Raw genomic sequence first — 25,326 nt, 5'->3', positions numbered from 1 at the left:
TAGGCTGACGCTTCAACGACTTACGCTACACGCCCCAACTCCACGCACCGGTCCCACGATGTTCAATCCTAGCCGCGACGAAGTCCGCCTCTTCTTCACCGACACCTGGCGCAAGCAGCGTCAAGGCGAAATTCTCACGCCGCTGGAGGCAATCGCCGCCGACTGGATCGTCGAGCATCCCGAATATCACGCCGACCTGACCGACGGCGACGCCGCCCAGGCGCAGGACTACTCGCCCGAGCGCGGCCAGACCAACCCGTTCCTGCATCTGTCGATGCATCTGGCCATCACCGAACAGTTGTCGATCGATCAGCCGCCCGGCATTCGCGCAGCGCACGAGCGGCTCGCCGCGCGCCTCGGCTCGACCCACGAGGCACAGCACGCCATCATGGACTGCCTCGGCGAAACCATCTGGGAAGCGCAGCGCACCGGCACGCCGCCGGACACGGACGCGTATCTTCAACGCATCGAGCGGCGCGCCACGCGCGACTGAGACCGGCGCCGAACGCGCAATACCGGACGCGCAACACCGCGCACACGAATCACCCCTCCAAAAGCACAACACCCCGCCGAGGCGGGGTGTTGTTCAATCTAAAAGCCGCGCGCAAACCACGCGACTCGCTTACTTCTTCTGCACCAGATCGCCGTTCAGCGATTCGACATAGGCTGCGATGTCTTTCATGTCGCTTTGCGACAGGCTTTGCACCTGCGCCTGCATGATCGCGTTGTTGCGACCGAAGTGCGGGTTGCCGTTGCCCATCTGGTATTGGCGCAACGACCAGTACACGTAATCGGAATGCTGACCGGCGAGCTTCGGATATTCCGGGCTCACCGGCTTGTTCAGGTTCACGCCGTGGCAAGCCGCGCAGTTGTGGCTGTCCGCCAGCACCTTGCCGTTGCCGGCGTCCGCGGCGTGCGCGAGGTTCGCTGCAACCAGACCGATCACTGCCGCCGACGCGCATGCAGCCTTGAACACCGTGTGGAGTGCCTGTTGGGGCTTATTCATGAATTCTCCTATCCCGCGAATTTAATAGCCGAGTGACTGGATGGATGACCGCAGCCGATCACTTGTCGGGATTGCTTTTCGAAGAGGAATTTTGCGCTGCGTAATAAGCAGCGATGTCGGCGATGTCCTGGTCCGACAGCGACGCGGTAATGGCGCGCATCGTTTCGAAATGGCGGTCGCCCTTCTTGTAGCCATGCAGGGCGTTTTCGAGGTACGCCTGATTCTGGCCGCCGAGCATCGGCACGCGGTAGACCTCAGGGTAAGCCGTGCGGTATTCAGGGATGCCGTGGCAGCCGATACACATCGCGACCTTGCCTTGGCCCGCCTTAGCGTTGCCGACGACATCCGCTGCCTGCGCACTGGCCGCATAGCCCGCGAGCACCGACAGCGCTGCGATCACGACGTGTTTGCCAACGAATTTATTCATAGCATGTAACCTGGCTTGAGGGGAAACGGGCGACCAAAAGGCAACGGCCCGCGCCGTTATTCTTATAGGGTAGCCACGCAGGCCAAAAAAATCGGGCTAATTGTACCGCGACGCCGCGGCAAACGTCCACCGCGCGGGGCCGGCGGCCCATCCGGCAGGCTCAAAACCACGCCTAGCGCCGCTTTGCTCCGCCGCGCCTGACCGGCGCCGCGTGGCGGCCGCCTTCGCATGCCGAAGCGGCGCACCAATTCGCCACGGCATTCGCCGCCGCACCCACCCGACCCGCCCGGCGCGCCCGCCCACCGGGCCCGCCGGGCGAGCGTCCGGGCCGCTCGCACGCGCCGCGCGCACCCTTGCTTCACGCTGCGACACCGCGGGTGACACCTTACGCGAGCCGGTTTCAGGCCAACAGGTCTTCTGACTTATACTGGGATTTTTCCCCGAAAAAGAGCATCTCGCCATGCGTTTCGAAGGCTCATCGCAGTACGTCGCCACCGACGACCTCAAGCTCGCGGTCAACGCCGCGATGACGCTCAAGCGCCCGTTGCTGATCAAAGGCGAACCCGGCACGGGCAAAACCATGCTCGCCGAAGAGGTCGCCGCGGCGCTCGGCATGCCGCTCCTGCAGTGGCACATCAAGTCCACCACCAAGGCGCAGCAGGGTCTGTACGAGTACGACGCGGTCTCGCGCCTGCGCGATTCGCAGCTCGGCGACGAACGCGTCAAGGACATTCGCAACTACATCGTCAAGGGCGTGTTGTGGCAGTCGTTCGAATCGGAGGAGCAAACGGTGCTGCTGATCGACGAGATCGACAAGGCCGACATCGAATTCCCGAACGACCTGCTGCGTGAGCTCGACCGCATGGAGTTTTACGTGTACGAGACGCACGAGCTGATCCGCGCGAAACAGCGCCCGCTCGTGATCATCACCTCGAACAACGAGAAGGAATTGCCCGACGCGTTCTTGCGCCGCTGCTTCTTCCACTACATCAAGTTCCCCGACCCGGTCACCATGCAGCAGATCGTCGAGGTTCACTATCCCGGCATCAAGAAGGAACTGCTCGCGGCCGCCATGCAGAGCTTTTTCGAGTTGCGCAACGTCGCCGGATTGAAGAAGAAGCCGTCCACCTCGGAACTGCTCGACTGGCTCAAGCTGCTGCTCGCCGAAGACATTCCGCCCGAAGCGCTGCGCTCGTCCGACCAGAAGCAGATCATTCCGCCGCTGCACGGTGCGCTCCTGAAGAACGAGCAGGATGTGAGCCTGTTCGAGCGGCTGATCTTCATGAACCGCAATAACCGTTGAAAGATCGTCGACTGAGCGTCGGTTGATCATTGATCGGGCGCCGGGCAGTCGCCGCGAGGCCGCCATTGAAACGACCGCCGCCCCGACTACCCGAGCCCGCAGAGGACCCAGCATGCTGATCGATTTTTTCTACTCGCTGCGCGCCGCCAAGCTGCCGGTGTCGGTGAAGGAATACCTGACGCTGCTCGAGGCGCTCAAAGCCAACGTCATCGCTCCGTCGCTCGACGAGTTCTACTACCTCGCGCGCATGACGCTGGTTAAGGACGAGCAATATTTCGACAAGTTCGACCAGGCGTTCGGCGCGTATTTCAACGGCGTCGCACAGGCCTCGGAGCTCGCTTTCGACGTGCCGCTCGACTGGCTGAAGAAGAAGCTGCAACGCGATCTGTCGCCAGAAGAGAAAGCGCAGATCGAAGCCATGGGTGGCCTCGACAAGCTCATGAAGCGCCTGAAAGAACTATTCGACGAACAGAAGGAGCGCCACGAAGGCGGCAGCAAATGGATCGGCACCGGCGGCACGTCGCCGTTCGGCAATGGCGGCTATAACCCGGAAGGCGTGCGCATCGGCGGCGACGCGGCGGGCAACCGCACCGCCGTCAAGGTCTGGGAAGCCCGCGCCTATCGCGATTACGACGATCAGGTCGAAATCGGCACGCGCAATATCAAGGTCGCGCTGCGCCGCTTGCGCCGTTTTGCCCGCGAAGGCGCCGCCGAAGAACTCGACCTGCCCGACACGATCCGCAGCACCGCCGCGAATGCCGGCTGGCTCGACCTGAAGATGGTGCCCGAGCGCCACAACAAGGTGAAAGTGCTGATGCTGCTCGACGTGGGCGGCTCGATGGACGATCACATCAAGCGCACCGAAGAACTGTTCTCCGCCGCAAAAGCCGAGTTCAAGCATCTCGAGTTCTACTACTTCCACAACTGCGTGTACGACTTCCTGTGGAAGAACAACCGCCGCCGTCACGCCGAGCGCATGCCGACGTGGGACGTGCTGCATAAATTCACGCCCGACTACAAGCTGATTTTCGTCGGCGACGCGACGATGAGCCCGTACGAAGTGTTGCAGCCGGGCGGCTCGGTGGAGTACAACAACGCCGAAGCCGGCGCGGTCTGGCTGCGCCGTCTCGCCGATCATTTCCCGCATCACGCGTGGCTCAATCCTGAACCGGAAGGCCTGTGGGCGTACCGGCAGTCGGTCAGTGCGATCCGCGAAGTGCTCGGGCACCGCATGTACCCGCTCACGCTCGCCGGCCTCGAGACCGCCATGCGCACGCTGAGTAAATAGTCCGGTCACATTTTTACGCTTTACCCTCCACGATAAGAAAGTATCTGCATGAGTCCGCTGTCATCGCCCGATTTGTCCCCTGCCGCGACACCGCCTGGGCGCCTCAATCCCTTCGCCGACACCTCGCTGTCCGCCATCGTCGCCGGTTTCGTCGCGATGATGACGGGCTACACCAGCTCGCTCGTGCTGATGTTCCAGGCGGGCCAGGCCGCGCATCTGACCGATGCGCAGATTTCGTCATGGATCTGGGCGCTTTCGATCGGCATGGCCGTGTGCACGATCGGCCTCTCGCTGCGTTACCGCGCGCCGATCGTAATTGCCTGGTCGACGCCGGGTGCGGCGCTGCTGGTGTCCTCGCTGCCGCATGTGCCGTACGCGGTGGCCATCGGCGCGTTTATCGTGTGCGCGCTGCTGCTCACCCTGGTCGGCCTGACCGGTTGGTTCGATACGCTGATGAGGAAAATTCCGGCGGGCATCGCCTCGGCCTTGCTGGCGGGCATCCTGTTCGAGATCGGCATCGAGATTTTCCGCGCCGCGCAGTTCCAGACCGCGCTCGTGCTGACCATGTTCCTCACCTATCTGGTCGTCAAACGGCTCGCGCCGCGCTATGCGATCGTGACGACGCTGATTGTCGGCACGGCGGCCGCCGGCGCACTCGGGCTGCTCGACTTCAGCCACTTTCACGTCGCGCTGGCGCATCCCGTGTTCACGATGCCGGCGTTTTCGGTGGCGGCCAGCGTCAGCATCGGGATTCCGCTCTTTGTCGTCGCGATGGCGTCGCAGAACGTGCCGGGTATCGCCGTGCTGCGCGCCGACGGCTACAGCACGCCCTCCGCGCCGCTGATTTCGACCACCGGCATCGCTTCGCTGCTGCTCGCGCCGTTCGGCTCGCACGGCATCAATCTTGCGGCGATCACCGCTGCGATCTGCACGGGCCCTGAAGCGCACGAAAACCGTGACAAGCGTTACACCGCCGCGGTCTGGTGCGGCATCTTCTACCTGATCGCCGGCATTTTCGGCGCGACCATCGCCGCGCTGTTCGCGGCCTTGCCCAAGGCGCTGGTGGTCTCCGTCGCGGCGCTGGCGCTGTTCGGCTCGATCATGGGCGGCCTCACCAACGCCATGCAGGACGTGAAACAGCGCGAGGCGGCGCTGGTCACGTTCATGGTGACCGCCTCGGGGCTCACGCTGCTGTCCATCGGCTCGGCATTCTGGGGGCTGGTGGCGGGCGTGGTGACGCAACTGGTATTGAACGCGCGGCGCGCCTGAGGGCCCGTGGTGCGCTGCGGCGGCATAATGGGTGGCAATGCCCTGCACGTCGTCACATCAACGGTGGCGGGCAACTGACGTTCGAAATCCGTTTGAACGGATTGCCGTGGCCAAGTGTCAACACTGCATCAGGCGATCGCCATAGAATAGAAGCATCCGGCAGCGTTTCCCGGCAACATGGCGGGCAATGCTGCAGCGTGACCCGCGGCCGCCGGAACTGATCTGTCTTTCAGACCGGCGGCGATCTCATTTCTCCTGAACCACGGCGCACGAGCGCCCTGAAGGCTCGAACATGACAACCGCACTCGACCAACTCAAGCAATACACCACCGTCGTGGCCGATACCGGCGACTTCCAGCAGCTTGCCCAATACAAGCCGCAAGACGCCACCACCAATCCGTCGCTGATACTGAAAGCGGTGCAGAAAGACGACTACAAGCCGTTGCTCGAAAAGACCGTCAAGGCGCACGCGTCGAAGCCGGTCGGCGCGATCATCGACCAGTTGCTGATCGCATTCGGCACCGAAATTCTCAAGATCATTCCGGGCCGTGTGTCGACCGAAGTCGACGCGCGCCTGTCGTTCGACACGGAAGGCTCGATCGCCAAGGGCCGCGAACTGATCGCGCTGTATAAGGAACACGGCATCGGCCGCGAACGCGTGCTGATCAAGCTCGCCTCCACGTGGGAAGGCATCCGCGCGGCGGAAGTGCTGCAGAAGGAAGGCATCCACTGCAACATGACGCTGCTGTTCTCGCTCGCCCAGGCCGCGGCCTGCGCCGAAGCGGGCGCGCAGTTGATCTCGCCGTTCGTCGGCCGGATTTACGACTGGTACAAGAAAAACGCCGGCAGCGCGTGGGACGAAGCCAAAGACGGCGGCGCCAATGACCCGGGCGTCAAATCCGTGCGCCGCATCTACGCGTACTACAAGAAGTTCGGCTACAAGACCGAGGTGATGGGCGCGAGCTTCCGCACCCCGGGCCAGATTCTGGAACTGGCTGGCTGCGATCTGCTGACCATCAGTCCGGATCTGCTGCAAAAACTGCAGGACAGCACCGAAAAAGTGGAGCGCAAGCTGTCGCCCGACCTCGCCAAGGATACGGACATTGAACGCGTGCCGGTCGACGAGTCGTCGTTCCGTTTCCTCGTCAACGACGAAGCCATGGCCACCGAAAAGCTCGCCGAAGGTATCCGTGCCTTCGCCGCGGACGCGGTCAAGCTGGAAAAGCTGATCGACGCGCTGCGTTAAGCCTCGCTCGCGCCGCGCTCAACGCCGGCGCTCGGAACTCGCGGCCCTGGATCTCACGATTCAGGGCCGCGCGCCGTTTACCGGCGGGTTTGCGAGGACCGCGTGTGGCAGTGGCGTGCGGCGCCCCACCCTACGACATATAGTCACAATTGCCGTTTGAGCGGCGACTACAATCGTCTTCACGGGTGCTTTCCCGCCAGTCCTGGCGGGCGATATCGGCGCCACTGACCTCGATTCCGGGAGACGATCATGCAGGTTCAACCCTACGTATTCTTCAACGGGCGTTGCGAAGAAGCGCTCGACTACTACTGCGCGAAGCTCGGCGCCCAGGTGACCTTCAAGATGCGTTACAAGGAGGCGCCGCCCGATCCGCAAAACCAGCCGCGCCCCGGTCTCGAACAGAAAATCATGCACGCCAACGTGCGGATGGGTTCGACCGACTGGATGGCCTCCGACGGCCATTGCGATCCCGCTGCGGGCTCGATGAACGGTTTCAGCCTCTCGCTGACAGCCGACGACACGGCCTCCGCCGAACAGTACTTCACGGCCCTCGCCGACGGCGGCCAGGTCATGATGCCGTTCCAGCCGACCTTCTGGAGCAAGGGCTTCGGGATGGTGGTGGACCGCTTTGGTCTGATGTGGATGGTGACGCTGCCGGAAGGTTGAGCGCGGCGAGGCGGCGGGCGCTCTCGCCGGGTGAGGCTTGCGGCAAGTGGAGCGTCTTGCCGTAAGTGGTGAGGCTTGCCGCAAGCGGCACGCTCGACCCGCCCACGTCTCCAGCTTCACTCGCCTACCCCTTCGCTAAAATCCGCGAATTCCGTTCGATGTTCCAGTTCGACTCGGTTTCCAGCAACCGCTCGCGCAGCCGGTCAACCTGTTCGGCAAGCCGTTGCCCGAGCCAATACGGCCCCTGAAGTTCGGCCGGCAGTTTGAGCGCCGCGTCGCCGTGCCGCTGCGCGAGCGGCGACGCGGCCGGAATGCCGAAATGCGTCGCCCGCCCAAAGCGCAGACCACGCGCCATTGCCAGCAGTATCGCGCGCACGGCGCTCACCTCCGCGCCGCATTGCCTGGCATAGGCGGCACGCGCTACGGCGTCGGCGTGCATCAGCGGGCCGGTGGCCAGCAACTCCAGTGAACTGAGCACCGAGCGGTGCAGCCGCTGAATCTCTTCGAGTTTCGCTTGCGGCACATCGATTTCCTTCGCCACCGAAGGCATCAACGAACGCAATTGCACAAGCCGCTTGTTGATGGCAAGAAAGCGCTTGACCTGCTCTTCCTCGCTGATCGTCTCGCCTTCCAGCAGGCGCGTGTAGATACGCGCGCATTCGCGCAGATTGGCCGCGATACCGTAGCGCCACGAATAGGTGGCATGCAACGGCAGCGCAAACGAAAACGCCAACGCGATCACAATGCCGATCAGCACATTGAGCGTGCGCCAGAGGCCAACATCGATCAGGTTGTCGCCGTGACCCGCGACGATACACATGGTGATGGCCGTCAAGAGCCCGATATACCCGGACGAGCCAATCGCAAACCACGCGCAGATGCCCGCGACGATCGACATCAGCACATAGGTGAGCGGCAGCGAGCCGGTCAGGTTTTGCAGGAGGATCAGGCCGAGCCCGATTGTCGCCCCGAGCAGCGTGCCCGCCGCCCGTTCGGTCGCCTTCTTGCGGATGTTGCCGTGATGCTGCAAGCCGCCGATCACCACCAGCAGCGTCACCGAAGACCAGATGCCGTGCGGAATATCGATCCCGGTGGTCGCCAGAATCGAAACCAGCATGGCCACGCCGACGCGCAGACTATGCAGCACCTTGGCATGGCGATAGCGGTAGTACGGCGACGTCACCGCGCGAACCATCCGGCTGAACGCCGAGCGGCGAGGAATCAAAGTATGGGAATCGGCAGAAGCCATGGCGGCGCGCTCGATGCGGTAAAGGATGGTTCCGCTATCCTGCCCTGGAGTGCCCTATCAAGACAAACATCGGCAACACAATGCCATCAAGACAAACGCCCGCAAACTTTCGTCTGCGGGCGCTGCGCTTTTCAAGCTCTCGAACCCGTCACGCGGAACGAGGCAAGCTAGTCGTGCTTAGCTTTCGACCACGTCCAGATAGTCTTCCGGACGGGTACGGTCTTCGGCGCGCTGCATGCCGGCCGCGCGCACCAGCAGGCTCACCACCACCGACACCACCAGGTTCACGATCAGCGACCACACTGCCGCGTAGCCCGGAATCGCCATGCCGAACAGGTGGATCGTGAAGATCGAACCGGCCAGCTTCAGCGAAATCGCCATCCACGTACCGGTTGCGATACCGACCGCCCAGCCGGCCAGCAAGCCGCGATAGTCGAGCACGCGCGTGTACAGACCCAGCACGATCGCCGGCAGCGTCTGGATGATCCAGATACCGCCGAGCAGCTGCAACTGGATCGCGTACGTGAGCGGCAGACCGAGAATGAACGCCACCGCGCCGACCTTGACGATCAGCGAGACCAGCTTGGCGACATTGGTCTCCTGCTCATGCGTCATATTGCGGTTGACGAACTCCTTGTGGATGTTGCGCGTGTACAGGTTCGCGGCGGCGATCGACATGATCGCCGCCGGCACCAGCGCGCCGATGCCGATTGCCGCGAACGCCACGCCGACGAACCACGACGGGAAGTAATGCAGGAACAGCGCCGGCACCGCGAAGTTCGGGCCGAACGCCTTGAAGTACGGCGCGAACTCCGGCATGTCCTTCACACCCGAGGCCAGCGCCATGAAACCGAGCAGCGCGAGCAGGCCGAGCACCAGCGAGTAGGCCGGCAGCATGGCCATATTGCGGCGGATGGTGTTACCCGACTTCGACGACAGCACCGCCGTGATCGAGTGCGGGTACAGGAACAGCGCGAGCGCCGAACCCACCGCGAGCGTCGCGTACGCGCTGTAGCCGTTCAGGCTCGAGACGTCCGGCGCCTTCAGCAACAGCTTGGCAGGCGGCACGATGCTGAAGATGTGGCCGAAGCCGCCCAGTTGCGGCGGAATCACGATGACCGCGGCAAAGATCGTGATGTAGATCAGGATGTCCTTGACCACCGCGATCATGGCCGGCGCGCGCAGGCCCGAGGTGTACGTGTAGGCCGCGAGAATCGCGAAAGCAATGATCAGCGGCAGATCGCCGACAAAGCCCTTGGTGTCGAAACCGAGCGCGCCGATCACCACTTCGATACCCACCAGTTGCAGCGCGATATACGGCATGGTGGCGACGATACCGGTCACGGCGACCGCCAGAGCGAGCATCCGGCTGCCATAGCGCGCCGACACGAAGTCCGCCGATGTCACGTAGCCCTGACGTTTGGCGATGCTCCACAGTTTCGGGAACACGACGAACGCGAACGGATAGATCAGGATCGTGTATGGCAGCGCGAAGAAACCGGTTGCGCCCGCACCGAACACCAGCGCCGGCACGGCGATGAAGGTGTACGCCGTGTACAGGTCGCCGCCCAGCAGGAACCAGGTGACGATGGTCCCGAAGCGCCGGCCGCCAAGGCCCCACTCTTCCAGATGCGCGAGGTCGCCACGCCGCCAATGGGCCGCAATAAAGCCGAGAATCGTGACGCCGATAAAAAACAGAACGAAGACGAAAGTTGCTGTGGCGTTCATTATCGTGCGCCCCCTTGCGGACGGCTATTCGAGCGCGTCTTGGTCTTGAAGTACACGAGCGCCGTGATGACGGCGCTGATCAGCACCCACAGGAGCTGATACCAGTAGAAGAACGGAAAATCGAACAGCACCGGTTCGACCTTGTTATATGACGGCACCCAGATCATTGCGATCCAGGGCAACAGCAGCAACCAGAGCCAGTGCTTGCTGGCTTTGTTCGCGTCGGCGTCGTGAGCCATGACGTCTCCTCTTCCCTATTATTGAAATGTTGGCCCGTGTTTGACGGGTGGTGGATCCCGCAGCGAGGGGTCGCCTCGCGAATGCCAACGGGCGCCCCGAAAGCTTCGAAAGAGTATAGGAGCCGCGAACGCCCGGTCAAGCAGGGACGACCCGAGCACGACCGTGCTTTCGGGGTCGGTGGCGGGGTGTCCGAATCGGCGTTGTCGATGCGATGAGGCGGGGCGCGGGAAAGTCCGTGCGGCCTGGCTCTGACAGGCCGCCGGTCCGCGTCACGGAGACGCGGACCGGCTACTCAATGCGCGATGGATGGTGCTGCAGGCAATCGTCGCGTGGGCGCAACGGCGAAGGGAGCGGCAACGGGGCAATGGCGCCTCTGTGCTGCTTCGGGCCGGACCCGGTTGGTGCGAGTCCGACCGCTTCGGCACACCAGATCAGATCGAGAACGCGGCGCCGGTCTGTCCGGTCGATTCCTGCAAGCCCTTGATCCACTTGCGTGCGGGCAAACCAAGTTCGGTTTCGATCAGCTTGGCGCGCGTTTGCAGCGCCGTGAACGGGACCTCGAGCGGCGGCCCCGAAAACGCGATCGCGATGCGGTTGCCGTCGTGCACTTCCGGCAGCGCGACCACGCGGCCGTCGAAGGCTTCGTTCAGACGCTTCATGTTGCGCACGAAGCTCGGATGGTCGCCGAACAGGTTCACCGTCACCACGCCCGCTTCGGTCAGACACGCGCGCACCGCACGATAGAAGCCGACGCTGTCGAGCACCGGACCGCGCGCGGTCGCGTCGTAGACGTCGATCTGCAGCGCGCCGATCGTGCCGTGGTTGGCGCGGTCGTTGACGAAGTCCCATGCATCCATTTCGTGCACGCTCAGACGCGCGTCGTCGTGCGGCAGTTCGAACATCGTGCGCGCGGCCACCACGACTGCCGGGTTCACTTCCACCGCCTCGACCTTCGCGTGCTTCAGGAAGCGGTGCGCGAACTTGGTCAGCGCCGCGGCGCCCAAACCGAGCTGGACGATGCGCCTGGGCGTTTCGATGAACAGCAGCCAGGCCATCATCTGCTGCGCGTATTCGAGTTCGATGTGATCCGGCTTGCGCAGACGCATCGCGCCTTGAACCCACTCCGTGCCGAAATGCAGGAAGCGCACGCCGCCCTCTTCCGAGAACGTCACCGGCGCGAAACGGGGTTTGCGCGGCGCTTCGATTTGCGGCGCGTCGTGCAGATCTTCGTCGTGCGAAGCGCGCTTCTTGCCGCGCAGGAGCTTCTGCTCGTTCTGCTTTTGAGGACGACCGCCGGCGGCGTCAGCGTCACGGTTGCGGAAGGCACGCGCTTCAGCGGAAGCGCGCTTGATCAATTTCGTCATGTAAGGATGTCGCGCCAAAGACGCAATTTTTGGTCGAACGAGAGCATAGCATTCGCCGGACTCGACGAAGGCAATACCAGGGTGGCGTAGCCCGCGGCGCCGATCACCGGCGCGAAGCGGCCCGCCGTCTTGCCGTTGAAGCAGACTTTCGCGAGCTTCGGCGCGTGCTCGCGCAACGAAGCGAAATCGTTCGGACTGGCATTGCGGATCGCCGCATCGAGACTGCCTTCGCGCGTACAGGCGGCGAGCACGTCCCACACACCGATGCCGTGAGCCAGCACGCGCCGCAGACGCTCTTCGTAGGCGAGTTCGGCGAGCGGTTCGTCGAGCACGGTGCCGAGAAGCCGCCAGAACTGGTTGCGCGGATGCGCGTAATACTGTGTCGCGGCGAGCGACGCCTCGCCGGGAAAGCTGCCGAGAATCAGCGTATGCGTATCCGCCGCGGCGACGGGAGGAAAGCCGCGCAGCATCAGCGGCGCCGCTCGTCGGTCGCGCGCGTGGCGGGATGCGCGCGCGATGCGGTGTGCTCGAGCGGACGGCCGTGTTCGCGCACGCGCGGATGCGCGAGCCACTCGTCCGACCAGCTCGCGTGAGACAAGCCCGCCAGATGCGCCCATAGCGCCGGCAGCATGCATTCGGTCACCATCAACGGCGCGCCGTGGCGCTCGAACACCGAGCGGCGCGCGACCAGCGCGTGCGGCGGCAAGCCTTCGACCGCGCGCGCCGCCAGCCGATAGAGCGGATGCCGCGCAGTCAATCTGCGGCTCACCAGCGACGAACGCGCCACGCTGCTGTCGCTATACAGCAACTCGGCCAGCGGCCGGGTGCGCAAGCGCCGCATGGCTTGCCAGACGCCGGCGCTCGCGGCGAGCGGCGCGATGCTGTGCGCCGCCACGAACGGCACGCCGTCGACCGCGAGGACGACTTCGCGTACCCACACCGGCGCGCGCGGCGCGAGACCGAGCGCGGCGCTCTCGTCGGCCCACGGCAGCGCGACGCCCTCATGCGTCACGCGTACCACGACAGCACCGAGCGCACGCAGATGCGCGGTCAGTGAACCACCGCGGGTCAACCAGTCTTTCTGCGCGGCGCTCAAGCCGGGCAAGGGAGCGACGCGCCAGTGGGCGTCGGCGGCAACGAAACGGATAGACATGGTGTCGGATTATAACGGCGCGGCCGTCGGACCCTTCCCCGCCGCGCACGCCCTTTCCTTCAGCGGATTCCATCTGTTACGACGCGGGTCGCGAAGCACTTCGACTGGATTGCGGATTTCGGATCATTCCGCTTTTTCGCCGCCCTGCTCGCGCCAGAACGCGCCGCGCTCTCAGCTAGCGACAAAATCGCGCAATGCTCGCGCGACTTCATCGAGCACCGTATCCCACCGTCCCAACTCGCGCTGCCTGAACAGACGCGCCGACGGATACCACGGACTATCGTCACGCTCCGTCATCCAGCGCCAGTCCGTGAAGGTCGGCACCAGCACCCAGACCGGCGTGCCGCACGCGCCGGCCAGATGGGCAACCGCGGTGTCCACCGTGATGACAAGATCGAGCGACTGCACGATCGCGAGCGTATCGGCGAACGTGCCGATCTCTGGCCCGAGCCTGTGCATGCCGAGATCCGTGCGCCACGTCACCGCCTCGTTTTGCGCCTCGCCCTTTTGCAGCGAAAACCAGCTCACGCCGGTTTGCTCCAGAGCCGGCAGCCATTGCGGCAACGGAATGGACCGGTAGCGATCGAGCCCGTACGCCGGATTGCCGGCCCAGACAATGCCGACGCGCTTTGCAGACGGGCCGCACGCACCGACCGGCGCAAGGGCGTCGAGGCGGTTCCGCCAACGCTGCGCCTGGGCCGGCGATGCACGCAGGTAAGACGTGGCGAGCGGCAACATCGGCGGATCGAGCTGCATGGGCTCCGGCATTCTGAGCATGCGGCACCAGTAGTCGTACGGTCCGGGCGGCGCGGTGGTCCACGCGGCATGCACGCCCGCCGCGAGACGCGCTACTTCGCCCAGCGGAACCTCGACCCAGACATCCACTTGCGCGCCAAGACGATGCAACCAGTCGGCCATGCGCAAGAACTGCAATTGATCGCCAAGCCCTTGCTCGCCAACGAGCAGAAAGCGGCGACCCGCCACCGGCTCACCTCGCCACTCTGGAAAATTCGGGCGAGCCAGATCGCAATTTTCAGGCAACGCCTCATGCCATCGGTATTGCTTCCAGCCGTTTTCAAAATCGCCCGCGCGCAATTGCGCGGCAGCCAGATTGAATTGCATCAGCGGATGATCAGGCATCAGCCGCGCGGCTTCGACAGCATGCGCATGCATAGCCGGGAATTCGCCCAGCATGTTGAACGCAAACGACGCGTTGTGATGCAGCCAGCCGTTATACGGATCGACGCCGATGCCCTGAATGGCGACGCTGATCGCGTCTCTGAAACGCTCCACGCCATTCAGCGTGTAAGCCACCTGTTGCAGCGCGGAGGCGTCCGCCGCGAAACGCGTGCGCAACTCGGCGAGCACGCCGTCGATCGCGTCGCCGCGCTGCGCTTGCCACAGAGCCGCAATCAATTCGAGCGCGTCGGGCAGATCCGTCGAATCGAGCCGCCAGGCACGCAGCCAGTAGTCCGCTGCGTGCTGATGACCTTCGAGCTGCGTGCTGATTCGCGCCAGCGCGCGCACCGCATGATGCAATGCCGGCTCGAGTTCGAGCGCTTCGAGGTAGTGCCCGCGTGCCTCGGCGAGACGCATCGAAAGCTTCAGGCAGTCGGCCAGATTGCGATGCAGGCTCGCGGTGCCGCCACCCAGGCTCATGGCGCGATGGTAGAACGCTTCGGCCGCGATCAGCTCGCCGCCCAGCGCGGCGATCAAGCCGCGGTGCTCCCAGATATCCGCGCGCTCAGGCGCGAGGTTCAATGCCAGATCGAGATATTCGCGCGACCGCTCAGTTTGATCGACACGAAAGATGCGAGGCCGAGACGGTGGAGCGCATGGACGTTTTGCGGTTGTTCGGCGACGACCCGCTGGTAGTCGGCTATCGCTTCGAGATGACGCCCCGCGGCGAAGCAGGCGTCGGCATGTGCTGTGATTGCGGCGACATCGTCGGAGAAGGAAGTGCTGAGTAGTAAATCTGTTTCGTGCATCAACATCGATCAATCAGTTGCGTGAATTGCTTTATCTGCAATGGTCTGCGCCGCTTAGGCTTTCTGGTCCGGTGACATCATGGCCGCAAGATGCGCCGCCACCCGCTCGACCACCGGCGCCCACTGTGCAGGCTGCGGCTGCCGGAACAGATCGACGGAGTCGTACCAGAACTGCGACTCCTGCGTGCCCCACGACCAGTGCGAGACGTGATCCAGCATCGCCACTACGCGATGCCCTAATGCGCCGCCGAGATGCAATGGCGCGCTGTCGATCGTTACCAGCGCGTCCAGCGCGGCAAGATGGGCGGCCACGTCATCGAAACCCTGCTCGTAGCCATCGGTCAGGTCGCACAGGCGATAACCCTGCGCGGCGAGCGCCGTCACATCGGCATGGCGTGCGGGCGTGAGCGGATGGAATACGACATCGGGCAGCGCCAGCAGCGGTGCCAATGCCGCAAGCGGGATCGACCGTTTGGCGTCGCGCCGATGCGTCGGGCTCCCCGACCAGACGAGGCCGATTTGCCACTCCGCCTCGGGCGCGCGTGCGCCGACCCGTTCGCGCCACGCCGTCACCTTCGCTGCATCGGCCCGCAGGTACGGCGTGCCGCGGATCTGCTCCGGATGGAGGCCAAGCACGAGCGGCAGGCTCATCATCGGCAACGCGTAGTCCGGCGAGCCGAGCGGTCCGTCTTCGATCGACACGCAATCGGCGTAGAAACGCGCAAACAGCGGTTGCAACGCACGACGCACGGCGAGCACCAGCCGGCCGCCTTCGTCGCGAACGCGAGCGGCCATGAACGGAATGAAGCGGACCATCTGGATGTCGTCGCCGCTGCCCTGCTCGCTGTGGACCACCAGCGTCTTGCCACCGAGTGTTTCACCACGCCAGCGCGGGCACAAGCGCGCCATCAGACTGACGACGTTGTTCTGTTCGCGGTCTTCGCGCGCGAGACGCGCCTCGAAACGCGGCCACGCGCTCGACCAGGCGCCGCGCCGCAGTTCGAGATCGGCGAGATCGACCGCGGCCTGCACCGCCGACGGATCGAGCGCGAGCGCCGCATGCAGCGCCGCTTCGCTCTCCTCATAGCGCGCCTGCTCACCGAGGTACATGCCGATTGCCGCCAGCACGTCCGCATTGCCAGGCGCGGCGGCGTCCATGGCGCGCATGGTGGCCTCCGACGCTGCCGGGTCGTCGCACTGCCATTGAGCGTGACTGAGTTGCCACGCCATTTCCGCATCGCCGGGATGACGCGCAAGACTCTCGCGGCAGACGCGCTCGACCACCGGCCAGTCGCGAATCTCGCGAAACGCCAACGCGAGTTGCAACGGCAAGGCCGGATCGATCGCGGGGTCGAGCGCATAGGCCCGCAGCAGGGCCGCGCGCCGCTCGGCTCGCGCGTCCGCCCCGGGCAGTGCGGCCAACGCGATCGACAAACACCACGGCGCGCGCGCGTCCCGCGGCGCTCGACGCTCATAGACACGCAGCATGGGTACAGCCGCCGACGGCGCGCCGCATTCATCGATCAGCCAGGCCACCCAGTCGAGCGTCGCCTCGAGCGGCTGTGCGGCCACCGCCAACTCGCTGTGACGCTGCGCCGCCTCGGCCTGACCGAGCGCGTCGGCAAACAGCGCGAGCCGGGCATGGCGCGCCCCGTTCGCGCACGCTTGCGCCTGCGACGCGCTGTGATACGCCGCTTCGAAATGCGCCACGCTCGCGCACAGGTCCGCATGCAATTGCGGCGTAACGCCTGCCGCGGCTAATTCGGCCGCGCGCCGCGCGGCGGCATCGAAACCTTGCTCGCGCAGGATCGACCACAGGAGATGAACGGAATCGAGAGGAACGGCCAAGGCGCAATCGGGCATGGGAATGAGGAGCGTGGTTGTCGCGGGCGAGTGCGTAGTCGCAAAAATAAGATCTAGTGCTAGCGGCGCTTAAAGATCGCCAAATAATCCTTTAAGCCTCCGAATAAAAATCGCGCGATCATAAGATAAAGCCGAGCATTGGCATCTCACAAACCAATCTCAATTTAATGCCATTGCTTCTGTTTAGTTAGTTAACCATAATTAATTTCGACCGATGCCCGGGCGCAGCCCCACCGGCCGATCAGATCAACCCATCACAACTTGGAGCAACACTTGAACACTGCGAAATCGAAGGAAACGTCCGACCGCATCGCTCATCTAGCCGCTGTCGTATTGCGGCGCGCGGGTGTCGCGCAACTGGAAAAGGAACTGGCGGGATCGGCACTGGCGCAGCATCACACGTCGAAACAGACCAGCAAGGCGATCGGCAGTCTCGCGGCGAAAGTGCTGGCCGATCATGTTTCGTGTCACGAGGCAAAGGAATTGGCCGGCTGCGTGCTCTCGCAAGTACGCCATGTGGAGGCCGCGGCTCCCGCGCGTTAAGCCTCTGGCTTGAGAGCACCGAAGCGGTCCTGACGTTGCCGCGCCGGATAAAAAAAATGCGCTGCCGAAGCAGCGCATTTTTCAACCACAAGCGTTATTGCAACGCCGCGGAATCAGGCTCGTCTTACGCCTGGTTCGCGCGCGCCAGCAACAGCGCATTGGTGCGTTTCACGAAGCTCGCCGGGTCTTCCAGCGCGCCGCCTTCGGCGAGCAAGGCCTGATCGAACAGCAGATGGCACCAGTCGTCGAAATTCGCGCTGTCCGCATGCAGCCCCTTCACCAGCGCGTGTTCCGGATTCACTTCGAGAATCGGATGGAACGACGGCGCTTGCTGGCCCGCGGCCTTCAGCATGCGTTGCAGGTAGCCGCTCATTTCGCCGTCGTCGGCAACGAGGCAAGACGGCGAATCGGTCAGGCGGAACGTGAGGCGCACGTCCTTGGCCTTGTCCTTCAGCGCTTCCTTCATCTTCTCGACGAGCGGCTTGAACTCTTCGCCAACCTTTTCCTGCGCCTCTTTTTCCTCGTCGTTCAACGCGCCCAGATCGAGGTCGCCACGCGCCACGCTTTGCAGCGGCTTGCCTTCGAACTCGTTCAGGAACGACAGGATCCACTCATCCACGCGATCGGTCAGCAGCAGCACTTCCACGCCCTTCTTGCGGAACACTTCGAGGTGCGGGCTGTGGGTCGCGGCTTGCCAGGTGTCGGCGGTGACGTAGTAGATCTTGGTCTGCTCGGGCTTCATGCGCGCGACGTAGTCGGCGAGCGACACGGTCTGCTCCGGCGTGTCCGTATGCGTCGACGCAAAGCGCACGAGCTTCGCGATCCGCTCGCGATTGGCGAAGTCTTCGCCGATGCCTTCCTTCAGCACCTGGCCGAATTCCTTCCAGAAACCGGCGTACTTTTCCTTGTCCGCCTCGTTATCCGAATTGGCCAGCTCTTCGAGCATGGACAGCGCGCGCTTGGTCACGCCTTCGCGGATCGCCTTCACGTCGCGGCTTTCCTGCAGGATTTCGCGCGACACGTTCAGAGGCAGATCCGCCGAATCGACCACGCCCTTCACGAAACGCAGATAGGCCGGCAGCAGTTGCTCGGCGTCGTCCATGATAAACACGCGCTTCACGTACAGCTTGAGGCCGCCGCGATAATCGCGGTTGAACATGTCGAACGGCGCGTGGGTCGGCACATACAGCAATTGCGTGTACTCGCTGCGGCCTTCGACGCGGTTATGCGTCCACGTGAGCGGATCCTGATGGTCATGCGAAAGGTGCTGATAGAACTGCTTGTACTGCTCGTCGGTGATCTCGTTCTTCGCACGCGTCCACAGCGCGCTGGCCTGATTGACGGTCTCGTCTTCGTCCTTCGTGACCATCTGGCTCTTTTCCGCGTCCCACTCTTCCTTCTGCATCAGGATCGGCAACGCGACGTGGTCCGAATACTTCTGGATGATCGATTTCAGACGATGCGACGACAGCAGTTCGTCTTCATCGGCACGCAGATGCAGCGTGATGGTCGTGCCGCGCGCGGCGCGCTCGATCTGCTCGACCGCGAAATCGCCCTCGCCCGCGCTTTCCCAGCGCACGCCTTCCGAGGCCGGCAAACCGGCGCGGCGCGTTTCGACCGTGATCTTGTCCGCGACGATAAAGCCCGAATAGAAGCCCACGCCGAACTGGCCGATCAGCGCAGCGTCTTTCTGCTGGTCGCCGGAGAGCTTGCCGAAGAATTCCTTGGTGCCCGAGCGCGCGATCGTGCCGAGGTTGGCGATCGCTTCGTCGCGGCTCATGCCAATGCCGTTGTCGTCGAGCGTGATGGTGCGTGCGGCCTTGTCGTACGACACGCGAATCCGCAGATTCGGATCGTTCTCGTACAACGCGCTGTTTTCGATTGCTTCGAAGCGCAGCTTGTCGGCCGCGTCGGACGCGTTCGAAATCAGCTCGCGCAGAAAGATTTCCTTGTTGCTGTACAGCGAATGGATCATCAGGTGCAGAAGCTGTTTCACTTCTGCCTGAAAGCTCATGGTTTCTTGTGCCATGGTCGGACTTCCTCTCTGTTGCGAATGGGGTTCAAGTCGGGCGCGGCGCCGTTCGTTGCGGGCTGCCCGCCGGCGTGCCGCCGGCCGCCGGTGGGCCGGCCACCGGAGCCGCGAGCCGCGGTACGCCGGATCGTCCGCCTAATTGGGGGCGAGCCGGCGCGGTTTCAAGAGGCGCGCCGCGCCACGCCGTCGAGATAGCGGCACAGAAACGTCGCCAGTTCCGGGTCACCGCAGTTGGCGATATTGAAGCGCATCCAGGTGGTCGGCGACTGCTGCGGTGAGAACAGGCTGCCGGGCGTGAGCAGGAAGCCGGCTTCGTGGCCGGCGGCCGCCAGCGCGTCGGCATCGACGCCTGTGTCGGCCCACAGGAACATGCCGGCCATCGGCGTCAGGAACAGCTTCAGCCCGGTCTTCTCCAGCATCCGCACGGACTTCTCGCGCACGCCGTCGAGCCGCACGCGCAGCCGTTCGACATGCCGCCGGTAGTGGCCCTCGGTCAGGATCTTGTACAGGACACGCTCGTTCAGTTCCGGGCTCGTCATGCCGACCAGCATCTTCTGGTCGCTGACCGCGATGGCCACCTCGGGCGAGCAGGCAATGAAGCCGACCCGCAGATTCGGTGCAAGCGTTTTCGAGAAACTGCCGAGGTAGATCACGCGCTTCAACTGGTCGAGGCTCGCGAGCCGCGTGCCGGGATAGCTCGGCGGACACAGATCGCCGTAAATATCGTCCTCGACGACGATGAAGTCGTACGCTTCGGCAAGACGCAGAATACGGAACGCCTGGGCCGCCGTGAGCGACGTGCCGGTGGGGTTCTGCAGCACCGAATTGATCACCAGCATTTTCGGCCGCCAGGTCTGCACGAGCGACTCGAGCGCATCGAGATCGGGGCCGTCCGGCGTGTACGGCATGCCGACCAGCCGCGCGCCCTGCGAGGCGAAGCGCCCGAACATCTGGAACCACGCCGGATCGCCGACGATCACCGCATCGCCGGGTTTCACGTAGATGCGCGAGATCAGGTCGATGGCCTGCGTGATGCCGGACACCATCACGATCTGATCCGGCGAAGCGCCGATCTCCAACTCTTCCAGCCGCGTCTGCAACTGCTGGCGCAGCGGCAGGAAGCCCTGCGGCGTACCGATACCGAGCATTTGCGCGCCGCTTTGCCGGCCGAGAGTGCGCAGCGCGTTGGTGATCAGATCGCCGTCGAGCCAGCGCGCCGGCAGATAACCGAGGCCGGGACTGCGCTCCGGACGTGCGCCCGTGTGCAGCATGTTGCGCAGCAGCCAGACCACGTCGATGGTGGCGGGCGCGGGGGCCGCCTCGGCGAGCCGATGAATCTCGGCGGAGGCCGCGGCGGCCAGCCGCTCGCGCACATAGAACCCGGAACCGCGCCGCGACTCCAGAAAACCCTGCGCCACCAGCCGTTCGTACGCCTCGACCACGGTGAAACGCGACACGCCCTTGTCGAGCGCGAGCTTGCGGATCGACGGCATGCGCATGCCCGGGCGGAACACGCGTTCCTCGATACGACGGCGCGCCCACTGGACGAGCTGCTCCACCAGCGTCAGCGACGCGGTGTCGTGCGGGGCGGGAATCTGGGCAAGCGGGACGGACATAACGGGCTCCAACTGTACCGAACAGTATCGAATCGATTGTACCGTTACTGTGCCGGTGGGCGCCGCTACATTTGAGATAAGCAAAGGATGGGACGGAGTCCGGCGGCGCTTAGAGAGCCATCCCGGGATCCACGCGTGATCCGGCAAAACCCTGCCGAAACGCCATCCGCATGGCCCGCCGATCCGGCAAACGGTTATGCTTACGGCCCCGGCAACGCTGCCGCCACACCCGGCACGTACCGGTTTACCGCAGAAACCGTTTCCTCGATCCGTCATGACTGCTCACCCGCTCCGCCTCGATCACCTCGTGATTTCCGCCCGCACCCTCGACGAGGGCACGCAGTACGTCGCCGACACGCTTGGCGTCGCCCCGGCCGGCGGCGGCGCGCATCCGTTGATGCGCACGCACAACCGCCTGCTGAACCTGTGGGGCGGCGTGTATCTGGAAGTGATCGCGATCGATCCGCTGGCCGCGTCGCCGGACCATGCGCCGGCCGGCGGCGATGCGCCGCGCGCCCGCCTGTTCGCCCTCGACGACCCGGCCACGCACGCGCGGCTCGAAAACGGGCCGTATCTGTCGCACTGGGTCGCCCGGGTCGAGCGGCCGAAACACCTCCCGACGTGGCAAGCGCAGTATCCGCAGCGCATTGCTCCGGTGATTCCGATGACGCGCGGCGATTTCACCTGGGGCCTGACCGTGCCCGACGACGGCGCATTCCCCGCCTGGCAAGGCGTCGGCGACGGTGTGCTGCCGTCGCTGATTCAGTGGGACACGGTGCGGCATCCGTCGGCGGTGCTGCCGGAAACGGGCATTTCGCTGAAGTCCCTGAAGGGCGTGCATCCGCAAGCCGAGACGGTGGCGGCGCAACTGCGGTGGCTGGGTGCGGCGCACCTGATCGAGTTGCAGCCCACGGAAGGCGCGCCGGCGCTCGTCGCCGAGTTTGAAACACCCGACGGTCTACGGACCCTTAAATAAGCAGCGCGCGCGGGTCGCCGACTCGCGCGATAATCGAAGTTTTGACCGGTTCCAGTACCAGCAGAGGAGACCATGGACCAAAGCGACTTGAAAGCCCCCACGTGGCAATTGTCCGAACGCGCACGCAAGCTCACGAGCTCGGCGATCCGCGAGATTCTGAAGGTCACGGAGCGGCCTGAAGTCATTTCGTTCGCGGGTGGCTTGCCCTCGCCGGCTACCTTCCCGGCCGAACGCATGCGCGCGGCAGCCGACCGCATTCTGCGCGACGAGCCGGCCGCGGCGCTGCAATACAGCGCGACTGAAGGCTTCCTGCCGCTGCGCGAATGGATCGCGAAGCGCTATTCGGTCAACGGCGCACAGATTCGCCCGAGCCAGGTGCTGATCACCACCGGCTCCCAGCAGGCGTTGGACCTGCTCGGCAAAGTGCTGGTGTGCCCGGACAGCCCGGTACTCGTGGAAACGCCGACCTACCTCGGCGCGCTGCAATCGTTCTCGATGTACGAGCCGCGTTACGTGCAAGTGCCGACCGACGACCAGGGCCTCATCCCCGAAGCGCTCACGCCCGAACTGACCGCCGGCGCGCGCCTGTTGTACGCCCAGCCCAATTTCCAGAATCCGACGGGCCGCCGCCTGCCGGTCGAACGCCGCCGCGCGCTCGCCGAGTTCGCGAAGACCGCGCCGTTCCCGGTCATTGAAGACGATCCGTACGGCGCGCTCGACTACGCGGGCGAACCGCTGCCCACCATGCTGTCGATGGCGCCGGACCATATCGTCCACCTCGGTTCGTTCTCGAAGGTGCTGGCGCCGGGTCTGCGGGTCGGCTACATCATCGCGCCCGAAGAGCTGATCTTCAAACTCGTGCAAGCCAAGCAAGCCACCGACCTGCACACACCGAGCTTCACCCAGCGCATCGTGTACGAAGTGATCAAGGACGGCTTTCTCGACACGCACGTGCCGACCATTCGCGAACTCTATCGCGATCAATGCGCGGCGATGCTCGCCTCGCTCGAACGCTACATGCCGGAAGGCGTAAGCTGGAACCGCCCGGAAGGCGGCATGTTCGTGTGGGTGAATCTGCCCGCGCAGATCGACAGCATGAAGCTGCTCGAAGAAGCGGTCGCGCAGAACGTCGCGTTCGTGCCGGGCGGCCCCTTCTTCGCGAACGAGGCGCAACACAACACGCTGCGTCTGTCGTTCGTCACGGTGCCGCCGGCCAAGATCGACGAAGGCGTGTCGCGGCTCGCCGCGCTGATTCGCGCGAAGATCTGAGCGTTTTTTAGCGCGGTCTTCGCCCGCCTCGCGTCAACCGAACTTCACTACTGATCAAGGACACAACATGGCTCAAACGAATGTGTACGACAAGCTCGAGCAACTGGGCATCGAATTGCCGAGCGCAGGCGCGCCGGCAGCCGCCTATGTGATGAGCGCGCAAAGCGGCAACACGGTGTATCTGTCCGGGCATATCGCCAAGAAGGACGGCAAGGTATGGGTCGGCAAGCTCGGCGCCACCCTCACCACCGAGGAAGGCAAAGCCGCCGCGCGTTCCATCGCCATCGACCTGCTCGCCACGCTGCACGCGCATGTGGGCGACCTGAACCGCGTCACGCGCATCGTCAAGCTGATGAGTCTCGTCAACTCGACGCTCGAATTCACCGAACAGCATCTGGTCACCAACGGCGCGTCCGAACTGATCGCCGATGTGTTCGGCGAACGTGGCAAGCATGCGCGCTCGGCATTCGGCGTCGCGCAGATCCCGCTCGGCGCGTGCGTCGAGATCGAGCTGATCGCCGAAGTGGAGTAACCCGCTCGAACCCGCGAGCCGCATGGCAGGAGCGGCCCGCAACGGCTGCCGGTTCGCCCGGCGCAGTGCGCAACGAAACGCGTCGCGAGGTGTCAGCCACCCGCGGCGCGTTTTGCATTTGTGGTGAGGTAGATCGTTCCGCCGTCAGCGGATAGAATCCGCCAACCCTATTCATTCGTTTGATTCGCCGGACCGCGCCCCATGCCCGCTCACACTGTCCGTTTCAAACAGGTCGACGTATTCACGTCGGTGCCATTCAAAGGCAATCCGCTTGCCGTCGTGTTCGACGCCGACACACTCGACGCGAATCAGATGCAGGCCATCGCCCACTGGACCAATCTGTCGGAAACAACGTTCCTGTTGAAGCCCACCGACCCGGCCGCCGACTATCGTGTGCGCATCTTCACCACGCATGGCGAATTGCCGTTCGCCGGTCATCCAACGCTCGGCACCGCGCACGCGTTGCTCGAAAGCGGCTATCAGCCGAAGCAGGCCGGCAAGCTCGTGCAGCAGTGCGGCGTAGGGCTCGTCGAACTGGAGGCGCTGTCCGAGCCGCACGGCGCGTGGGCCTTCGCCGCGCCGCCCGCGCGCGTCACGCCGCTTGGTGAGGATCGCTACGCGGCGCTGTCTGCGGCTTTGCGTAGCGATGCGATCGATTTCAGCGCGGCACCCTGCGCGGTCGACAACGGTGCGCCGTGGCTCGTGGTGCGCGTCAATTCGGCGCGCGAGTGCCTTGCGCTGGATCCCGATGCCGCCGCACTCGCCGAGATCGTGCGTTCCGTGAATACCCACGGGCTCGCCGTCTATGGCCCGCACGAGGCCGATGGCCCGGCCACCTTCGAGGTGCGCTGCCTGATGTCCGGAGGCAGCTTCGGCCTGGGTGAAGACCCTGTGACCGGCAGCGCCAATGCGGCGCTCGCAGGCCTCCTGAGCGCCCAGCAGTTGCGCCCCGGCGCGCATTATTCGGTGCGTCAAGGCACCGCGCTAGGCCGTGCCGGCCAGGTGTGCGTGCACTACGACGATGCACGCCCCGAGGGAAGCCCCCTTCGGCAACGCGGCAAGACATGGGTTGGCGGTTCGTCGGTGACGATCGTCGACGGTACCTTCCGCCTGCCCTGACCGGCGCGCTACTTGCGTAGCGCGAACATGGACACCGGCTCGCAAACGTACCGAGTCCGGGGTTCACCCAGCCTTGCCACGCTCGACCACAGAATGCCGCATCGTGCGCACGATTGAATGCGCGGTGCATGGGGAAAGGCCTGGCACACCTGAATGCCGAAGCGCCGGAGCGCCGATTGCCGATGAAATACTCGAATACGACCGCCACACCGCGCCTTCAAGACGGTCCAAGCCGGCTGCCAGATTCGCCCCATGGGGCGGCTTGCCGCGCCCGCGTATACCCGATGCCCGGACCCTTCCTTAATCCAGTGGCATTAAGTAATATCGAAACGTACCCGATGACCCGCGGATGGTCAGGCACGGCGCCACGCTCCTTTCTTCTGCGCAGCAGTCCCGGCACCTTGGTCACCATGCAGCCACCCATGAATCTAGCGCAGTCAATTCTCGCG

General features: G+C 64.3%; 24 protein-coding genes. 11 read left to right on the top strand and 13 right to left on the bottom strand.

What is annotated here, in order from left to right:
- The first annotated feature begins 58 nt into the window (after positions 1-58).
- Positions 59-493, top strand: coding sequence for a DUF1841 family protein (locus P0D68_RS06910; protein ID WP_035551992.1), 435 nt, complete (start codon positions 59-61; stop codon positions 491-493).
- 129 nt (positions 494-622) lie between these two features.
- Here the strand turns inward: P0D68_RS06910 and P0D68_RS06905 are convergent, their stop codons facing one another.
- A complete protein-coding gene (locus P0D68_RS06905; RefSeq protein WP_095420040.1) occupies positions 623-1,006 on the bottom strand; it encodes a c-type cytochrome in 384 nt (127 codons plus the stop codon).
- A gap of 58 nt (positions 1,007-1,064) precedes the next feature.
- Positions 1,065-1,433: a c-type cytochrome gene (locus tag P0D68_RS06900; RefSeq protein ID WP_007175710.1), complete on the bottom strand. Its 369-nt coding sequence runs from the start codon at positions 1,431-1,433 to the stop codon at positions 1,065-1,067.
- A gap of 460 nt (positions 1,434-1,893) precedes the next feature.
- On the opposite strand from P0D68_RS06900, the gene P0D68_RS06895 reads away from it, so the two are divergent.
- From P0D68_RS06895 to P0D68_RS06875, 5 genes are all read left to right on the top strand, one after another.
- Complete coding sequence (locus P0D68_RS06895; protein ID WP_007175711.1) at positions 1,894-2,736, top strand: AAA family ATPase; 843 nt, start codon at positions 1,894-1,896, stop codon at positions 2,734-2,736.
- Between the two features lie 112 nt (positions 2,737-2,848).
- Positions 2,849-4,024 carry a vWA domain-containing protein gene (locus P0D68_RS06890; protein ID WP_408297150.1) on the top strand — a complete coding sequence of 392 codons (1,176 nt, stop codon included), beginning with the start codon at positions 2,849-2,851 and terminating at the stop codon, positions 4,022-4,024.
- A gap of 48 nt (positions 4,025-4,072) precedes the next feature.
- Positions 4,073-5,293, top strand: a complete 1,221-nt coding sequence (locus P0D68_RS06885; protein WP_091796132.1) for a benzoate/H(+) symporter BenE family transporter — start codon at positions 4,073-4,075, stop codon at positions 5,291-5,293.
- Positions 5,294-5,585: 292 nt separating this feature from the next.
- Complete coding sequence (tal, locus tag P0D68_RS06880) at positions 5,586-6,539, top strand: transaldolase (RefSeq protein ID WP_091796133.1); 954 nt, start codon at positions 5,586-5,588, stop codon at positions 6,537-6,539.
- A 249-nt stretch (positions 6,540-6,788) separates the two neighbouring features.
- Positions 6,789-7,205: a VOC family protein gene (locus P0D68_RS06875; RefSeq protein WP_408297152.1), complete on the top strand. Its 417-nt coding sequence runs from the start codon at positions 6,789-6,791 to the stop codon at positions 7,203-7,205.
- A 124-nt stretch (positions 7,206-7,329) separates the two neighbouring features.
- Here the strand turns inward: P0D68_RS06875 and P0D68_RS06870 are convergent, their stop codons facing one another.
- The 9 genes from P0D68_RS06870 to P0D68_RS06830 all read right to left on the bottom strand — a co-directional run bounded on the left by P0D68_RS06870 (position 7,330) and on the right by P0D68_RS06830 (position 16,790).
- Complete coding sequence (locus tag P0D68_RS06870) at positions 7,330-8,454, bottom strand: FUSC family protein (protein ID WP_408297154.1); 1,125 nt, start codon at positions 8,452-8,454, stop codon at positions 7,330-7,332.
- A 177-nt stretch (positions 8,455-8,631) separates the two neighbouring features.
- Positions 8,632-10,182: a monocarboxylate uptake permease MctP gene (gene mctP / locus P0D68_RS06865; RefSeq protein WP_091796139.1), complete on the bottom strand. Its 1,551-nt coding sequence runs from the start codon at positions 10,180-10,182 to the stop codon at positions 8,632-8,634.
- The gene (locus P0D68_RS06860) at positions 10,182-10,421 is read right to left on the bottom strand and encodes a DUF3311 domain-containing protein (protein WP_091796141.1); all 240 of its coding nucleotides are present in this window, start codon (positions 10,419-10,421) and stop codon (positions 10,182-10,184) included. Before P0D68_RS06860 ends, mctP begins: the two co-directional genes overlap by 1 nt.
- 432 nt (positions 10,422-10,853) lie before the next feature.
- Positions 10,854-11,786 carry a class I SAM-dependent methyltransferase gene (locus P0D68_RS06855; RefSeq protein WP_408297156.1) on the bottom strand — a complete coding sequence of 311 codons (933 nt, stop codon included), beginning with the start codon at positions 11,784-11,786 and terminating at the stop codon, positions 10,854-10,856.
- Positions 11,783-12,256 carry a DNA-deoxyinosine glycosylase gene (locus tag P0D68_RS06850; protein ID WP_091796148.1) on the bottom strand — a complete coding sequence of 158 codons (474 nt, stop codon included), beginning with the start codon at positions 12,254-12,256 and terminating at the stop codon, positions 11,783-11,785. The genes P0D68_RS06855 and P0D68_RS06850 overlap by 4 nt, the downstream gene beginning before the upstream one ends.
- Positions 12,256-12,939, bottom strand: a complete 684-nt coding sequence (locus P0D68_RS06845) for a chorismate--pyruvate lyase family protein (protein ID WP_408297158.1) — start codon at positions 12,937-12,939, stop codon at positions 12,256-12,258. The genes P0D68_RS06850 and P0D68_RS06845 overlap by 1 nt, the downstream gene beginning before the upstream one ends.
- A gap of 171 nt (positions 12,940-13,110) precedes the next feature.
- Positions 13,111-14,700 (bottom strand): hypothetical protein, encoded by a 1,590-nt coding sequence (locus P0D68_RS06840; RefSeq protein ID WP_408297160.1) that lies wholly within the window; start codon positions 14,698-14,700, stop codon positions 13,111-13,113.
- The gene (locus P0D68_RS06835; protein ID WP_408297162.1) at positions 14,697-14,933 is read right to left on the bottom strand and encodes a tetratricopeptide repeat protein; all 237 of its coding nucleotides are present in this window, start codon (positions 14,931-14,933) and stop codon (positions 14,697-14,699) included. The genes P0D68_RS06840 and P0D68_RS06835 overlap by 4 nt, the downstream gene beginning before the upstream one ends.
- A gap of 48 nt (positions 14,934-14,981) precedes the next feature.
- Positions 14,982-16,790, bottom strand: coding sequence for a tetratricopeptide repeat protein (locus tag P0D68_RS06830; RefSeq protein WP_408297164.1), 1,809 nt, complete (start codon positions 16,788-16,790; stop codon positions 14,982-14,984).
- Positions 16,791-17,063: 273 nt separating this feature from the next.
- Between P0D68_RS06830 and P0D68_RS06825 the strand changes: the two genes are divergently transcribed.
- The gene (locus P0D68_RS06825) at positions 17,064-17,333 is read left to right on the top strand and encodes a hypothetical protein (RefSeq protein ID WP_408297166.1); all 270 of its coding nucleotides are present in this window, start codon (positions 17,064-17,066) and stop codon (positions 17,331-17,333) included.
- A 124-nt stretch (positions 17,334-17,457) separates the two neighbouring features.
- Here the strand turns inward: P0D68_RS06825 and htpG are convergent, their stop codons facing one another.
- Together htpG and P0D68_RS06815 are read right to left on the bottom strand one after the other, a co-directional pair.
- Positions 17,458-19,362: a molecular chaperone HtpG gene (htpG, locus tag P0D68_RS06820; protein ID WP_408297168.1), complete on the bottom strand. Its 1,905-nt coding sequence runs from the start codon at positions 19,360-19,362 to the stop codon at positions 17,458-17,460.
- A gap of 164 nt (positions 19,363-19,526) precedes the next feature.
- Positions 19,527-20,981 (bottom strand): aminotransferase-like domain-containing protein, encoded by a 1,455-nt coding sequence (locus P0D68_RS06815; protein WP_408297169.1) that lies wholly within the window; start codon positions 20,979-20,981, stop codon positions 19,527-19,529.
- 274 nt (positions 20,982-21,255) lie between these two features.
- Between P0D68_RS06815 and P0D68_RS06810 the strand changes: the two genes are divergently transcribed.
- The 4 genes from P0D68_RS06810 to P0D68_RS06795 all read left to right on the top strand — a co-directional run bounded on the left by P0D68_RS06810 (position 21,256) and on the right by P0D68_RS06795 (position 24,877).
- Positions 21,256-21,957, top strand: a complete 702-nt coding sequence (locus tag P0D68_RS06810; protein WP_408297171.1) for a VOC family protein — start codon at positions 21,256-21,258, stop codon at positions 21,955-21,957.
- A 72-nt stretch (positions 21,958-22,029) separates the two neighbouring features.
- Complete coding sequence (locus P0D68_RS06805) at positions 22,030-23,226, top strand: aminotransferase-like domain-containing protein (RefSeq protein WP_408297173.1); 1,197 nt, start codon at positions 22,030-22,032, stop codon at positions 23,224-23,226.
- Positions 23,227-23,293: 67 nt separating this feature from the next.
- Positions 23,294-23,758 carry a RidA family protein gene (locus P0D68_RS06800; protein WP_091796166.1) on the top strand — a complete coding sequence of 155 codons (465 nt, stop codon included), beginning with the start codon at positions 23,294-23,296 and terminating at the stop codon, positions 23,756-23,758.
- A 201-nt stretch (positions 23,759-23,959) separates the two neighbouring features.
- On the top strand, positions 23,960-24,877 hold the full coding sequence (locus P0D68_RS06795) for a PhzF family phenazine biosynthesis protein (protein WP_408297175.1): 918 nt from the start codon (positions 23,960-23,962) through the stop codon (positions 24,875-24,877).
- Positions 24,878-25,326 lie beyond the last annotated feature (449 nt).

It is taken from the genome of Paraburkholderia sp. RL17-380-BIE-A (assembly GCF_046028085.1).
Lineage (GTDB): Bacteria > Pseudomonadota > Gammaproteobacteria > Burkholderiales > Burkholderiaceae > Paraburkholderia.
Note: the sequence above shows the minus strand (reverse complement) of the source record. Positions and strands in the feature narration are given on the sequence as shown.